The 13,556-nt window shown below is 60.3% G+C and carries 16 protein-coding genes; 12 read left to right on the top strand and 4 right to left on the bottom strand.

Annotated features, from left to right (window positions below):
- The 5 genes from lnt (at position 1) to JF545_RS10530 (ending at position 4,718) form a co-directional block, all read left to right on the top strand.
- Positions 1–1,503 (top strand): apolipoprotein N-acyltransferase, encoded by a 1,503-nt coding sequence (lnt, locus tag JF545_RS10550; RefSeq protein WP_035470174.1) that lies wholly within the window; start codon positions 1–3, stop codon positions 1,501–1,503.
- 29 nt (positions 1,504–1,532) lie between these two features.
- Complete coding sequence (locus JF545_RS10545; protein ID WP_045993870.1) at positions 1,533–2,600, top strand: L,D-transpeptidase family protein; 1,068 nt, start codon at positions 1,533–1,535, stop codon at positions 2,598–2,600.
- Between the two features lie 313 nt (positions 2,601–2,913).
- Complete coding sequence (locus JF545_RS10540; protein ID WP_071211138.1) at positions 2,914–3,687, top strand: cytochrome c oxidase assembly protein; 774 nt, start codon at positions 2,914–2,916, stop codon at positions 3,685–3,687.
- Positions 3,665–4,129: a copper chaperone PCu(A)C gene (locus JF545_RS10535; RefSeq protein ID WP_035470183.1), complete on the top strand. Its 465-nt coding sequence runs from the start codon at positions 3,665–3,667 to the stop codon at positions 4,127–4,129. Before JF545_RS10540 ends, JF545_RS10535 begins: the two co-directional genes overlap by 23 nt.
- 25 nt (positions 4,130–4,154) lie before the next feature.
- Positions 4,155–4,718, top strand: coding sequence for an SCO family protein (locus JF545_RS10530; RefSeq protein ID WP_231498569.1), 564 nt, complete (start codon positions 4,155–4,157; stop codon positions 4,716–4,718).
- 173 nt (positions 4,719–4,891) lie between these two features.
- On the opposite strand, the gene JF545_RS10525 is transcribed toward JF545_RS10530, so the two are convergent.
- Complete coding sequence (locus JF545_RS10525; RefSeq protein ID WP_231498570.1) at positions 4,892–5,479, bottom strand: hypothetical protein; 588 nt, start codon at positions 5,477–5,479, stop codon at positions 4,892–4,894.
- On the opposite strand from JF545_RS10525, the gene JF545_RS10520 reads away from it, so the two are divergent.
- Positions 5,478–5,726 (top strand): MerR family DNA-binding protein, encoded by a 249-nt coding sequence (locus JF545_RS10520; protein ID WP_081919056.1) that lies wholly within the window; start codon positions 5,478–5,480, stop codon positions 5,724–5,726. The genes JF545_RS10525 and JF545_RS10520 overlap by 2 nt on opposite strands.
- 499 nt (positions 5,727–6,225) lie before the next feature.
- Positions 6,226–8,043 carry a hypothetical protein gene (locus JF545_RS10515; RefSeq protein WP_146164642.1) on the top strand — a complete coding sequence of 606 codons (1,818 nt, stop codon included), beginning with the start codon at positions 6,226–6,228 and terminating at the stop codon, positions 8,041–8,043.
- Positions 8,044–8,165: 122 nt separating this feature from the next.
- On the opposite strand, the gene JF545_RS10510 is transcribed toward JF545_RS10515, so the two are convergent.
- Both JF545_RS10510 and JF545_RS10505 read right to left on the bottom strand, forming a co-directional pair.
- Entirely contained in the window at positions 8,166–8,483 is a 318-nt protein-coding gene (locus JF545_RS10510; RefSeq protein ID WP_231498571.1) for a helix-turn-helix domain-containing protein, read from the bottom strand.
- A gap of 66 nt (positions 8,484–8,549) precedes the next feature.
- Positions 8,550–9,245, bottom strand: a complete 696-nt coding sequence (locus JF545_RS10505; protein ID WP_035470195.1) for a YagK/YfjJ domain-containing protein — start codon at positions 9,243–9,245, stop codon at positions 8,550–8,552.
- Between the two features lie 766 nt (positions 9,246–10,011).
- Between JF545_RS10505 and JF545_RS10500 the strand changes: the two genes are divergently transcribed.
- The 5 genes from JF545_RS10500 to JF545_RS10480 all read left to right on the top strand — a co-directional run bounded on the left by JF545_RS10500 (position 10,012) and on the right by JF545_RS10480 (position 13,154).
- Positions 10,012–10,344, top strand: coding sequence for a hypothetical protein (locus tag JF545_RS10500; protein WP_035470198.1), 333 nt, complete (start codon positions 10,012–10,014; stop codon positions 10,342–10,344).
- Positions 10,345–10,482: 138 nt separating this feature from the next.
- Positions 10,483–11,451: a DUF932 domain-containing protein gene (locus JF545_RS10495; protein ID WP_035470200.1), complete on the top strand. Its 969-nt coding sequence runs from the start codon at positions 10,483–10,485 to the stop codon at positions 11,449–11,451.
- A gap of 96 nt (positions 11,452–11,547) precedes the next feature.
- Positions 11,548–11,733 carry a hypothetical protein gene (locus JF545_RS10490; protein ID WP_035470203.1) on the top strand — a complete coding sequence of 62 codons (186 nt, stop codon included), beginning with the start codon at positions 11,548–11,550 and terminating at the stop codon, positions 11,731–11,733.
- 11 nt (positions 11,734–11,744) lie between these two features.
- A complete protein-coding gene (locus tag JF545_RS10485) occupies positions 11,745–12,482 on the top strand; it encodes an ERF family protein (protein ID WP_035470206.1) in 738 nt (245 codons plus the stop codon).
- Between the two features lie 60 nt (positions 12,483–12,542).
- On the top strand, positions 12,543–13,154 hold the full coding sequence (locus JF545_RS10480) for a lambda exonuclease family protein (protein WP_035470208.1): 612 nt from the start codon (positions 12,543–12,545) through the stop codon (positions 13,152–13,154).
- 213 nt (positions 13,155–13,367) lie between these two features.
- On the opposite strand, the gene JF545_RS10475 is transcribed toward JF545_RS10480, so the two are convergent.
- Positions 13,368–13,553, bottom strand: coding sequence for a helix-turn-helix transcriptional regulator (locus JF545_RS10475; RefSeq protein WP_035414227.1), 186 nt, complete (start codon positions 13,551–13,553; stop codon positions 13,368–13,370).
- Between the last annotated feature and the right edge of the window lie 3 nt (positions 13,554–13,556).

Here is a 13,556-nt window from a genome sequence, read left to right as displayed (position 1 = left end):
ATGGATGCAGAGAACCTGCCAGTCCGGTACATGACGCTTGCCGGCCGGATCTCTCCGGCCCTCGGCTGTTTCCTGGCCCTGACCGCCGGGGGACTGACCACTCTCAGCGCCGCGCCCTTTGCGCTGTGGTGGCTGGGCCCGGTGGCGGTGGCACTGGTCTATTCCGGCATCCATGTCCTGACACCCGCTCAGGCCGGCCTCCGCGGCTGGTGCTATGGGGTGGGCCTGTTCGGCTCCGGTGCCTCCTGGGTCTTCGTCGCGATCCACGACTACGGCTATACGGGGGCGCCCCTGGCGCTCTTCCTCACCGGCCTGTTCGTGGCCAGCCTGGCGCTGTTCTTCGCCGTCCCCTTCTGGCTCTATCGCCGCGTCACGGGCCCACGCCTGGCCTTCCTCAGCTTCGCCGGCATCTGGGTACTCAGCGAGTGGCTGCGCACCTGGCTGTTTACCGGGTTTCCCTGGCTGCTGCTGGGCACGTCCCAGGTAGACTCGCCGCTGGCGGCCTGGGCCCCGGTGGGCGGGGTCTATCTGCTGTCGCTGATCACCGCCCTGACCGGCACCCTGGGCGTGGAACTGCTGAGACGACGCTGGTGGGCCGCGGCGCCCATCGCTGTTCTCTGGCTAGCCCCGATGGCCTTGCCGACCCAGTGGACCTTCCCGGCCGGCGAGCCGCTGCGGGTCGCCCTGCTGCAGGGCAACCTGGATCAGGCGATCAAGTGGACTCCCGAGGGGCAGCGCGAGGCGGCCAGTATCTATACGGCGTTGACCCTTGCACAGTCCAACGACTTCGACCTGGTTGTCTGGCCCGAGGCGGCCCTGCCGATGCTCGAGGAGGAGGCCCGGCCAATACTGGAGCGGGTGCAGTCCAACCTCGCCCCCGACACCGCCTTGCTCACCGGCATCCTGCAGCGCGACGGCGGCGACTACTACAACGGCGTGATCGGCCTGGGTAACGCCGAGGGAAAGTACCGTAAGGCGCGCCTGGTGCCCTTCGGCGAGTACCTGCCGTTGGAGAGCCTGCTCGCCGGCACCATCGCCTTCTTCGACCTGCCCATGCCCACCATGACGCCTGGCACCGACGATCAGGAACCGCTGCGCGCCGCCGGAACCACCATCGGTAACGCCATCTGCTACGAGATCATCTATGCCGACCGGGTGGCCGAGCAGGCGCGCGACGCCGAGCTGCTGCTGACGGTCTCCAACGACACCTGGTTCGGACGCTCCATCGGCCCCCTGCAGCATCTGCAGATGGCCCGCCTGCGCGCCCTGGAGAACGGCCGCTATCTGATCCGCGCCACCAGCAACGGGGTGACCGCCATCGTCGATACTCAGGGCCGTGTCACGGCCCGCGCACCACAGTTCCTGGCGACGAGCCTCCGCGGCGAGGCGCTGCCCATGGTGGGGAACACACCGTTCACACGTACCGGTAGCTGGCCGACCTGGGTGTTGGCCGCCTTACTGGTGCTGCTTGGATGGAAACTCAACACACGTCGGTCTGGATGATAATAGTCCAGTCGAAAAGGGAGAGAATAATGGCTTTATCGGAACGTCACTCTAGTACAGCGAGGAAAGGTCCATGGTGGCAGCTCCGAGCACGCTCAGTGGTGGGGGTGCTGGTCGGTTGGCTGGCACTCATTAGCGTTGCTCAGGCCGAAGAGGAGAACGAGTGGCCCCGCGGCCACTATCCGCTGCCTGAGGAAGGCAATGTGATCGGCGACACCTACCGCATAACGGTGGATGATCGAGGAGATACCCTGCTCGATATCGCCAGGCGACACAACCTGGGGTACAGGGAGATCGTGCGAGCCAATCCGGATGTGAGTCTCTGGATTCCCGGCGAGGGTACCGAGGTGACCATACCCGGGCGCTTCATCCTGCCCGATGCTGAGCGCACCGGGATCGTCATCAACATCGCCGAGCTGCGCCTCTACTACTATCCGGAGGTTGACGATGGTGAAACGCCACGCGTTGAGACCTATCCCATCGGCATCGGTCGTGAAGGCTTCGGTACCCCCCTCGGTGTCACCGAAACCACCATGAATATCGAGAACCCTGCCTGGTACCCACCCGAGTCGGTCCAGCGTGAAGCCAGGGCACGCGGTGAGAAGGCGCCCAGCGTGGTGCCTCCGGGTCCGGATAATCCACTGGGGGATCATGCCATTATCCTGGGTTTCGACGGTTACTTGATTCATGGCACCAACCAGCCGGATGGTATCGGCATGCGTGCCAGCCGTGGCTGTATTCGCATGTTCCCTGAGGACATCGAGTCGATTTTCGACCGCGTGCCACCGAACACCCAGGTCCAAATCGTCAACCAACCCATCAAGATCGGCTGGGAGGAAGAGCAGCCGCTGGTTCAGGCATTCCCGCCGCTGGAAGAAGAAGGGCACAGCATGTCCGCGTTGGAAGACACCGTCACACGCCTCAACCAACGCGGTGTCGAGGGCTTGAGCTTCGATGATGGACAGCTTCGCGGCCTATTGGATGACCCCAGCGGTCGCATGGTGTCCCTGAACCCCAAGCCGGCGCCGGAACCGGATAGAAAGCACGACACTGGCTACAAGGGTATCTACGCAGAAATCGCGCTGCGTAGGCCATGACGACGACATGGCGAGTCTTGTCAGTCTCGTGAGCTGACTCGGTCGTGGCTTATCCAAGGTCTATCGCCCTCTGCATGGCCACTGGCGGTGCGTTGGGGCTCGGCCTTCCTCGCCTACCAGGCACCGAGCTGCGGGCTCTGGCTTTGCCTGCGTTTATAGGCCCACCTTGCCGCATGGTGCGGCGGGCTCCTAAGCTCACCATTGGCGTGCCGATTCTGGGGAGGGAAGGGCTATCGAGCTCGACGTCGCTCTGGGCTACCTGCTGCCGTGGGAGTTCTCACTGACCTGGTCGGCGAGCTGCCTGCTGGCCATCGTGCTCTACCTGCGAGGCCTGCGGCAGCGCAGACGGCGCGGCGAGGCCACCGGCGCGGGCCGAATCCTGGCCTACCTGCTGGGTGTCGCCACCATCTATGGCGTCACCCAGACTCATTACGACTACCTCGCCCAGTACATGTTCTTTACCCATCGGGCCCAGCACCTGGTGCTGCATCACGCCGGCCCCCTCCTGATCGCCCTGGCCGCCCCCTTGCCGGTACTGGCAGACGGCTTGCCGACTCGAATCAGACCCTTCCCCGGGTGGAGCCTGGCCGCGCGCCTGCTGCGTCCTGTTTATCGGACTCTGCAGCATCCACTGATCGCCCCCCTACTGTTCGTCGGGCTGATCTATTTCTGGCTGATTCCCGAGATCCACTTCGACGCCATGCTCAGCGCTGATCTCTATCAGGTGATGAACTGGAGCATGGCGCTGGATGGGTTGCTGTTCTGGTGGCTGATCCTGGATCGCCGCTCGCCGCAACAAGGCGGTCTCGGCTATGGCAAGCGTGTCGCCATCCTGTTGGCGGTGATCCCCCCGCAAATTCTCCTGGGCGCCTATATCACCTTCAGTCGCGACGTGATCTTCGATGTCTACGAGGTTTGCGGTCGCGCCTGGCCGCTGGATCCTCTGACTGACCAACTCCTCGGCGGCCTGCTGACCTGGATTCCCGCCTCGATGATGAGTGCCATTGGGGTTCTGATCATTCTCAGCTTTCTGTTCCGTGACGCCCGCAAGGAGGATGCCGCTGATGTCTCTCACGCCACACGCTAGTCTGCCGCGCCTGGCGAAACGCTGGTGCTGGGCCTTCCTGCTGCTGATCGCGACGCCCGGCACGGTGGCTGCTGCCGAACTGCAGGTCAGCGAGGCGCGTCTTCGGCTTCTGCCCGGGGACCTGCCCGCGGCAGGCTATTTCACCCTCACGAATACCAGTGAGAAGGGCGTCACCCTGACAGGAGCGGATAGCCCCGCTTTCGGCAATGTCACCATGCATCGCACTGTCAATCAGGATGGCATCACCAGTATGCAACCCGTCGCCCAATTAGAACTGGCAGCGGGGGAGCAGATCGAGTTCGCACCGGGGGGCTATCATCTCATGCTCATGAAACGGACTCGCCCCCTCGTTGTTAGTGACGACATCGAGGTGAACCTTCATTTCGCCGGCGAGCAGCGACAGCGTGTCACCTTCCGCGCCGTGGCGCCGACAGCACAGTAGGGGGAGCAGGATGCACCGATGGATCATGGCACTATTCGTGACCCTATGGCTTGCGGGCTGCAGCGAGCCGCCTTGGCAGACCAAGGATATCTCGGGGCTCATGCCTCCCCTGGCGTTCGAGCTTGTCGACGAGAACGGCAAAGACGTCAACGCCGATCAGTTCCTCGGCAAGAGCACACTGCTGTTCTTCGGCTTCACTCACTGCCCCGATGTCTGTCCCACCACCCTCGCGCGCCTCGACGCCGCCACCCAACGCATGGGTGAGGCGGCGCGCGACGACATTCAGGTGCTCTTCGTCTCGGTCGACCCTCGTCGCGATGACGCCGAGACGTTGCGAGAGTACACGGATGCCTTCGGCCCCCAGTTCATCGGCCTCACGGGGGATAAAGCGGCCCTCGATGAACTGACACGCCGCTATCGGGTGACCTACGGGTATGGCGAAGAGGACAGCGAAGGCAACTATGATGTGTCGCACTCCAGCGCTGTTTTCGCCTTCAATGATCAGGGAGAGGCGCGCCTGCTGATCCGCGACAGCGATCCTATGGAGGCCGTGGTTGCCGACCTCGAAAGGCTTGCCAGCGGTGCCTGAGTAGTCACTGTCCATCGCCCCTATCTTCCGTAGAGGATCGGTACGGTTCAGGGGGCTGCCGAGGGGGGCTTGGCTAGGAGTACGGTGCAAGGTTCGTCGTTGCGCCTTGAGGCAGCCGAACACGACGTTCGATCACATTTTACTCCTGGAAATTGGATGGGGAGCTGCAAGGGCTATGTGTGAGAGGGCTCCGGGATCAACTTGCCTGGCACCCATCTCAGGTACACCACCATGCCGAACAGCTCGACCAGCGACTGGAAGACGATGACCACCACGGCGGCTTGCCAGGCATCGGGCAGCGTCAGGGCGATGGGTAGCACCACGAAGGAGTTGCGTGTGCCGAAGCTGAAGGTCAGAGTCCTGGCTGATGGCGCGGAGAGCCGGAAGAGCCTGCCGAGGGTCTTGCCCAGGATGGCGGCAAAGGCCAGGTAGGCGACGAAGATCGGCAGCACTTGCAGCAAGACCCCGCCGAGGCCGGCCACGGTCGTCACCTGGGAGGCCGCGATGACAAAGACCACCAGTGCCAGCAGGGGTACGGGCAGTAGGCCCAGGCCATGAACCCACCGTCTGGCATTGAGGTGACGCTCGGCCAGCCGCTCGGTCACCCAGGCCAGGGCCAAGGGGGTGAGAATCAATCCCGCGAAGGCGCTGAGGAGGTGGGTGCTGATCGCTGCCTGGAACCACTCCGCGCCCAGAAAGAGCCAGAGATAGACCGGTAAAGCCAGCAACTGCACGAGCAACAGCGCCGACGTGGCGCGCATGAAATTCGTGAAAGCGGTGCAGCGGCTGGGATTCAGCCTGGACGAGATCGGGCAGCTACTGGCTCTGGAGGATGGTGCTCATTGCAGCGAGGCGGCGGAACTAGCGTCACAGCGACTTGACGACGTGCGCGCCAGGCTGGCTGATCTGACCCGCATCGAGGCGGCCTTATCCCGGCTGGTCGATGAATGCCATGTGCATCAAAGAAAGGTGTCGTGCCCGTTGATCGCTGCCCTGCATGACTGGTAGGTCATGACGGGGCTCGTCAATGTGGTGCTGCCAGCTTCTGGCATTCCATGCAGCCATCTGTTGAAACTGACAGTCTCGAAGAACTCCGACATGCGGTGCAGCGAAGACCTTGACAGCTGTTGGCGGCCAGCCGGTCGTCCATGATGGAGTTGATACGGCTGTTGGGTGGAAATTTCATGCGTGGCCGCCGTGGTCAGTGGGCTGTGGGTAGAGACGGCGACGTTATCGCGCCATGCCGCTCTGTGCGGCGTTTATGCCGCTACCTGATGATTTCGTATCTCACGGTATAAAAGCGGCCCGGGGCCGCTGTGCGCCATTTGTAAGGCAGGGGGTGGTGATCGAGACGACAAGTCGCCTCTACTGTCTCGGCCATGTAGCCGCCTGGCTTAAGAAGCCTGAGGTATCACAGCTAACGAGGGGGATCGGGAAGAGCGGATGTCAGAGGTCCGTGTGATAGGCTTTGCGAGATATTCGATGGCGAAAAGGCACGAGGTAGGGAATGACGGATCATGGTCAGGATAACCACGAGTCTCATCCAGTGGGACACGAGGTAGCCAATACCAAGCACCGGCGGCAGAGGTTTGGCCTGAGTGAGCATTGGCGTGAGCAAGCTCGGAAGGTGGCTTCTGGTGAGCTTGATGATGCCGCAGAGACTTCGCCTACGCCCGATACAGGACCCTCTTCCTCATTTCCCAATGCATCACACGATGATGAGCCACCGGCCACTTTAAAGTCCCTCTTTAGTGACCCCGATCTCCAAGCTGCGCTCAATGCTCCTTGGCCTTCCTGGCCGGCAGCGCCTGATTTGAGCAGTGAATCTGGTGCTGGGGGCATGGGGTTATTTGGAGCGCGCCAAGCGCCAAAGCAATCTCGTCACGATAGACAAGTAGCCGATGTCATGTCCATGCTTCAAGGACAGTTTTATCTCACTACTAATGAGTCGAGAAGCCCACTGCTGACTGATAAGTTTACGGGCGAGACTTTGCCACATTTCGACCCAAAGATCCTTGAGAGGCTGAAGGGAGAGTATTGGAGAACCTCCATAGGAAGGCAGCAGGATGTCTCCTATGGTGTCATCAGGTCTGCCATCAGCAATTTTGTTTATGGTGCTATCCCCGAGGCTGTTCTACCGGTTTACGGTCGTGCAGGCGTTGACTTGAACAGTGGTCGACGTGCGCTGATCTTGGGGAATCAATGCTTGATTTTTTCACCGGGCTTATCGAGCTATGAGATACGGACTGGGATTCCCCATGTCATGCCTCGAGAAAGCTTGCCGGTGTGTGTTCCTGATAACGTTGGGAATGTGCTTCCTCAATCGATATCTACTTTATTCGATGTCACTTCGCTGCCGAAAGATAGTGACCTGTTGGTGATTGCCTGGATGGTCATGGCCTGGCGCTCAGATAGTGCGCCCGTGTTGCTTGAGTTGTTAGGTGAGCCTACTCCTGAGCTGATCGATTCACAGAAGATGCTGAAGACGGTCATAGACCCGGCGAGTAGTCTGTTTGAGATCGAGGTTCCCAAGTCGATAAAGCAAGTGGATATTCGGGCGCAGTGCCATTACCTGATGAGTTTCCATCGAGTGGATTCGCTGTCCAAAACACAGCAGAAAGGCTTGCTTTCGATCATGCAGGGAAAGGCAATGGAGTGGCGCACGAAAACGAAGCGTTCTGGGGTAGATCTTTCCGTCCGTTGTGCGGTCATGCTGAATAGCAGCGAGAGTGTAGTGACCTATGCACCGCTATCCGACGCTACCTTGAGCATAGAGCTGGATGATGCAGGAGGGGGCAAATCTCAAAATGCTGTGGAGGATCGCAGCATGGCGGAGAGAACCATCATTCATGGCCTTCTCCAAATATTTGGCTATGTTAACCAGTTCTGGAGCCATGTTGAAAATGATCGACAATGCGACCGCTATGGTGGTTTGCGAGACCTATGCCGGATAGGTGTACTGGTGGCTGATGCTTTGGGTCGAGATACTGCCGAATTCTGGCAACAACTTGATGCCAACCAGCAAAGTCGTCGCGATTATGAGCTGGAGGAAAATCCTGTCGCGATGGCCGTGAAGCGTCTCATCGATGCGTCGGAAGATGGACGGATAGAGGCCACGGTCAAGGATTGGCTTGTGCTGCTCGATGGGTATCGCCCTGAGCCTGATCCTTCAGGTTCCTGGCCTGTCACGTCCCGAGGGTTGGCGGCCAAGTTCAAGCAGAGCAGGGCCTTGCTTGCGACGTTCGGGGTTCAGCTTGTCCCTCTCGAGAAACGTGGCCCCTATGGGCGCTGGCGTGCCTCATGCGATGCCTCTCGCCAGAAGTAGCGATGGGCTGCCTAGAGCGTGCAAACTGGTATTGGGTTAGACATTGTGACTTATAAATCTAAAAAAACATGAAAATCGACATCCTGCGGCGCTCATGTTGTACGATAATCCATCGCAATGTCTCAATCTCCATCGCTTTGGTGGGTCTCTACCCACTGTCTGAGCAGGGCATGGCCAACCCCCGAGGGCAGTCGTCGCCCCTGCTCCCACTCCTGCAAGGTTCGCACGCTGACTCCCAGATCGGCCGCCAGCGCTGTCTGGCTCATGCCACGAATCCGGCGTAGGGCCATGACGTCACGTAGCAGTCGACGGGTCGGTTCCTTGCGTTCCATCCTGGCGAGGCGACGATCTCCCCAGGGATCGTGGGATGACGATTCTTCTTGGCTGCCACGGGTGTTGTGAGGGAACGAGAGGGAGGGAAACATCGAAGTCGGAAACATTGCAGGCACCATGTTGAGAGAGGTAGGACGGGTCCGCCTAGGACGGACCCATACCATGTCACTCAATCACCAAAGACGACTGCCATCGAAGACATGCGCCCTCTGGCCGAACGGTTTACTGAAGGCCTTGCACAGATAGCTGGCCATGAATACCGCCTCATTCATGGCTATCCAGTCATCCCGATGCAGGGCGCAGGACCAGGGCTCTTTTGTGACCGGGTCTTTGCAGACATGGATCAGCTGATGGAAGCGTGGATCGTCATGATCGAACCCCATTGCCTTCAACCAGGAACGCATCATGCGGTGGTAGAGGTTGTTGAATGAGTAGACCCCGAACCAATCTGGACCGAACGCCCCCAGGCTGTCGTAGGCGTTCCTGTTGAGCATGATCATCAGGTGGTAGTGCGGCTTGTCGCTGTTGACCTGCTCGCGTGCCCACAGGTAGTGCAGCTGGGTCGGGTACTTGGTTTGCCTCCGCTTGAGCTCGTAGCGGAAGAAGTAGAAGAACCGTGCCAGCACGGCGTTGGTCTCATGCATCGGCAGACGCGGCATCTCATCCGGGAAGTGGAGATCCACGCGAAAGATGAAGGTGGAATGGTTGATCCGTGTCACGGCGTCAAGGGTCTGCAAGGACCGTTCCAGGTAGTTCACGACCAGTGGGCCATCTGTCCAATGCTGGACGTCAAAGCCTCGATAGATGTCTTCGTAGTGAAGGCGCAGCTTGTCGTTAAGCGGATGGCAGAGGGGGTGATGTTGAAACATGAGGAGATACCTCGCTGTGGGAATGGTGAAAGATTCCGCAGCGATGGTCTTGTCGATCGATAGGAGGATAATAGGAAGCGGTATGTACTGACCTTGATGTGATGCTGTCGCTCACTTGAACTTCATCATCAGGCGTTTTCCAGTCGCCTGTGAGGTCAATCCCTAGAAGGTCATGTTGGGTGATGGTTTCATTGGGAGTGGTCTGTATGGGACCACTCCTCGGATGATCCTTCATGATCCTGGATGGGCTTTCACAAGTGAGCCCATCATGACCTAGTGACCTATCCCTGTAGACCCTGTTAGGAGTCTAGTGAATCTCCCTATAATACTTACCCGTCAGTGACGCATGTCGGAACCCCAGGGAAACGCTATCCCTGGACATGCCAATCGCCCCAGTTTTCTGGCGAATGAGGTGTCACTAACTTTCTCGGGAAATTCCGTTATCGATCCGTACAAGACACCGCGACGCGATGACGTCACGGTTTCGCTGCATCCCATCTCACAGCGCTGTAAAATATTACGTCGTCCTGGCTTGTCATCCTGGGAAACATCGGACGGATGTTCTGAAACATGCTCAGGAAGCCGACGGAGGCCGGAAAACCCGGCTTTTTCCCGTAGCTGACGTATACCTCGATGATGTTGCGGGTGTGTCGCCCAGGATCTTGCCCGTTGTCGATTCAATCGAATTTCAAACCTGTACTACCTCCTTGAAGCCCCAGACGGGTGGCTTCGTTCTCATGTCTTTTTCGATGGAAGAGGTAATGTCATGTCCATGTCTTGTCCCAGCTGTGGCGCGTTGCGGGTCGTGTCGCGCCATCGCGGGCGGAAGGTAGGAGGCTCCACGGGGGCGGTGGCCGGTACCGCCAGTGGGGCGGCCGGCGCCTGGAGTGGCGCCGAGGCCGGAGCCCTGGTGGGCGCAGTAGGCGGTCCGGTCGGGATCGCTGTCGGCAGTATCGCCGGAGCCGTCTTTGGTGGATTGGTCGGTGGCACGGCAGGCGGTGTCGCTGGGGCACGGCTGGGTAGTCAGCTGGATGATCAGGTGCTCGACAATCTCGAGTGCCGTGCCTGCGGCCACACCTTTCGTCCCCATATCGATTGACCCCTAAAGATCCGTCTCACGAGTCCATCGCTGCTCAGCGATGATCCCGCGACTCCCTTTATCAACATGCTCACGGTCGGCCTGCTTCCTTGGGGAGCGGGCTGTTATGCAGTGCTCGACTCTCAAGGAGCTTTCCCCATGGCACACCTGATCGAACAAATGGCCTACGTTGGCGATACCCCCTGGCATGGCCTGGGCCAGCAGCTGTCTCGTCATCAGCCGCTGGAAGTCTGGCGACAGCAGGCCGGCATGGACTGGCACATCGAGGAATCCCTGGTGCGCTTCATTGCCGACGGCGCTGGCCACCTGGGCAGCATCCATTCCTTCCCCGAGCAGAAAGTGCTCTACCGCTCCGATACCAAGGATCCACTGTCGGTGGTCTCCCAGCGTTACAAGGTGGTGCAACCGGAGGAGGTGTTGGAGTTCTACCGTGATCTCACGGAATACGCGGGATACGAATTGGAGACGGCCGGGGTGCTCAAGGGTGGCCGCAAGTTCTGGGCCCTGGCGCGCAGCGGCCTGGGCGGGGCATTGAAGGGCCAGGATCAGGTCAACGACTACCTGCTGCTGGCCACTTCCTGCGACGGCTCGTTGGCCACCGTCGCCACCCCGACGTCCGTGCGGGTGGTCTGCAACAACACCCTGACCATCGCGGTGGATGGCACCTCCCAGGGCGTGAAAGTGCCACATAGCACCGAGTTTCGCCCTCAGCTGGTCAAGCAGCAGCTGGGGATCTCCGTGTCCCAGTGGGACGACTTCATGTACCGCTTGAAGACCCTGGCTGAGCGCAAGGTCAGCCAGGAGGAAGCGAGAACCTACTTCCAGTCGGTGGTCTGCAACGCCGAGGCGCCGATGGACGATCCGTCCAAGCTGCCCAACGTTCGCGCCCTCAATCGCGTCCAGAAGCTCTATCAGGGTGAGGGGCGCGGCTCTCAGCTGTGCACGGCGCAAGGCACCGCCTGGGGCTTACTCAATGCGGTCACCGAGTACGTGGATCACGAGAAGCGCGCCCGCAGCAACGACTACCGCATGGACTCCGCCTGGTTCGGCCAGGGCGCCGGCCTCAAGGACAAGGCGCTGGAGTCTGCCCTTGCGCTGGTGGGCTGATCATCACTCAGCAAAACATCCACCCAGCCTTTCCCTCATCGCGGCAGAGCGCCCGGCCCCTTCAAAGGCCGGGCGCTACTGTTTCAGGAGATACCAATGCAATCGCCCATGACGTTCGAGATATGCCGGGCCCTGACCCAGCTGACCCGTCAGCTGCTGGAGGCCGGCGAACAGGCAACCGAAACCCACGTTCTGGCCAAGGGGCAGGTCTATCGCGTGGCCGTGTCCCTGGAGCCGGTCCCGATCGAGCAGCTCCCTGACGTCATCCAACGCTATCGATAACGGAGGCCATCATGGCAACCCCTATTCATCCCAAGACCGCCAACCAGGCACCGGTCGCACAGGCCACCCAGGACAGCACCGCGATCATCCAGGTGATCGAGCGGGCCGCACTCAATCCCGAGGTCGACATCGACAAGATGGAGCGTCTGCTCCAGATGCAGGAGCGTGTGCTCGACCGCCAGGCGCTGATGGCCTACAGCGCCGCGATGGCGGCCATGCAGACCGAACTGCCGAGCATCGCCGAGCGTGGCAAGACCAACAACGGTCACTACGCCACCTTGGAGGACATCGTCGATACCGTGCGCCCGATCATGAAAAAGTACGGCTTCGCGGTGAGCTTCCGCATTCAGACCCAGGAACGCGGCATCCAGGTCACCGGCGTGCTGATGCACCAGGACGGCCATCGGGAAGAGACCAGCATGCTGTTGCCGGCCGATACCAGCGGCAGCAAGAACGCCGTTCAGGCCTTCGGCTCCTCTACCAGCTACGGCAAGCGCTACGTGCTCTGCGCACTGCTCAACATCACCACCCGCGGCCAGGACGACAACGGTCAGGCCGCCGCCCCGGTCAAACTCGTCACCCCTTTCCAGGCCGGGCAGATCCGGCAGCTGATCGCCGCCTGTCCTCCTGCGACCCAGGAGTGGTTCGTCGGCAAGTACGGCGACGCTGAGCAGGTGCCGCGCGGCGACTTCGACAGATTGCGTGCCTCCCTGCAGAAGCGGGCGCAGCCCAACCATCAACATCACTGATCGGGCGGCGAAGGGACCTCCCCTCGCGGCCTATGCCGTGTCATCGAGAAGGAGAACGTCATGCAGATACTGGCGCTGGACCAGGGCACGCCCGAGTGGCATGCCGCCCGTCTGGGTATCGTCACCATGTCCGAGCTGAAGACTCTGCTGGTCAAGGGCAAGGGACCGGGCGGCTTCGGTGCCGGGGCCCTCAGCTACATGCATCAACTGATCGGAGAGCGCATCACCGGCGAGCCGTCCGATGCCTTTCAGGGCAATGCCCACACCCAGCGCGGCCATGAGCTGGAGCCCGTGGCCCGGGAGCTCTATCACGAGGCCACCGGTCTGCCCCGCCTGGCGCAGGTCGGCATCATCCTCAACCACGGTGTGGGCTATTCGCCGGACTGCCTGGTGGATACCAATGGCTTGGTGGAGATCAAGACCAAGCTGCCCAAGTACCAGATCGAGCTGCTGCTGGCCGACGAGCTACCTCAAGAGCACGTCGCTCAGTGCCAGGGCGGCCTGTGGGTCAGCGAGCGGGAATGGATCGACTTCGTTAGCTACTGGCCGGGGATGCCGCTGTTCGTGAAGCGGGCCTACCGGGACGAGGTGATGATTCGCACCATCGCCGAGCGGGTCGAGGCCTTCTACGAGGAGCTTGATCGTCGCATGGCCATGGTCATGGCGGCCTGATGCCTGATGAAAACCTGGTGGATTTACACGCCTAGTGGTTGGCAGTGAGGAGGTGGTGTCCTTCGCTGAGAGGGGATGCCTTTGAAAAAATAACATGATAATGCCGACACAGCTTCCTGCTTAGGAAGCTGTGTCGGCTGGTGGAGCGGTATTTTTTTAGTCGGCGGGAATGTTGCGGCTAGGTGGAATGACGAGCGTGTTTTTTTACCCTATTTATGCAAGGTCTCTTTCGGCTATTTTTTCTAGGATCCAGTCCTGAATTTCTTCCTCTACCCAGGCGACATTTCTTTCTCCCAAGGATACTGGTTTTGGGAATCTTTCTTCGGAAATGTATTTGTAAATGGTGGAGCGTGCAAGACCTGTAAGGCTGGTGACATCTTTAAGCTTGATTAGTCTCATGGC

The sequence above is a fragment of the Halomonas litopenaei genome, assembly GCF_017303055.1.
GTDB lineage: Bacteria > Pseudomonadota > Gammaproteobacteria > Pseudomonadales > Halomonadaceae > Halomonas > Halomonas litopenaei_A.
This window is presented reverse-complemented; position numbering and strand designations above follow the sequence as displayed.

What these genes read in the sequence shown, in the direction of transcription:
- JF545_RS10535 (WP_035470183.1), top strand. Translation starts at nt 3,665, where the DNA reads ATGTCTCTCACGCCACACGCTAGTCTGCCGCGCCTGGCGAAACGCTGG.
- JF545_RS10475 (WP_035414227.1), bottom strand. Translation starts at nt 13,553, where the DNA reads ATGAGACTAATCAAGCTTAAAGATGTCACCAGCCTTACAGGTCTTGCA.
- JF545_RS10515 (WP_146164642.1), top strand. Translation starts at nt 6,226, where the DNA reads ATGACGGATCATGGTCAGGATAACCACGAGTCTCATCCAGTGGGACAC.
- JF545_RS10545 (WP_045993870.1), top strand. Translation starts at nt 1,533, where the DNA reads ATGGCTTTATCGGAACGTCACTCTAGTACAGCGAGGAAAGGTCCATGG.
- JF545_RS10510 (WP_231498571.1), bottom strand. Translation starts at nt 8,483, where the DNA reads ATGTTTCCGACTTCGATGTTTCCCTCCCTCTCGTTCCCTCACAACACC.
- JF545_RS10490 (WP_035470203.1), top strand. Translation starts at nt 11,548, where the DNA reads ATGCAATCGCCCATGACGTTCGAGATATGCCGGGCCCTGACCCAGCTG.
- JF545_RS10530 (WP_231498569.1), top strand. Translation starts at nt 4,155, where the DNA reads ATGGCACTATTCGTGACCCTATGGCTTGCGGGCTGCAGCGAGCCGCCT.
- JF545_RS10480 (WP_035470208.1), top strand. Translation starts at nt 12,543, where the DNA reads ATGCAGATACTGGCGCTGGACCAGGGCACGCCCGAGTGGCATGCCGCC.
- JF545_RS10505 (WP_035470195.1), bottom strand. Translation starts at nt 9,245, where the DNA reads ATGTTTCAACATCACCCCCTCTGCCATCCGCTTAACGACAAGCTGCGC.
- JF545_RS10495 (WP_035470200.1), top strand. Translation starts at nt 10,483, where the DNA reads ATGGCACACCTGATCGAACAAATGGCCTACGTTGGCGATACCCCCTGG.
- JF545_RS10485 (WP_035470206.1), top strand. Translation starts at nt 11,745, where the DNA reads ATGGCAACCCCTATTCATCCCAAGACCGCCAACCAGGCACCGGTCGCA.
- JF545_RS10525 (WP_231498570.1), bottom strand. Translation starts at nt 5,479, where the DNA reads ATGCGCGCCACGTCGGCGCTGTTGCTCGTGCAGTTGCTGGCTTTACCG.
- lnt (WP_035470174.1), top strand. Translation starts at nt 1, where the DNA reads ATGGATGCAGAGAACCTGCCAGTCCGGTACATGACGCTTGCCGGCCGG.
- JF545_RS10520 (WP_081919056.1), top strand. Translation starts at nt 5,478, where the DNA reads ATGAAATTCGTGAAAGCGGTGCAGCGGCTGGGATTCAGCCTGGACGAG.
- JF545_RS10500 (WP_035470198.1), top strand. Translation starts at nt 10,012, where the DNA reads ATGTCCATGTCTTGTCCCAGCTGTGGCGCGTTGCGGGTCGTGTCGCGC.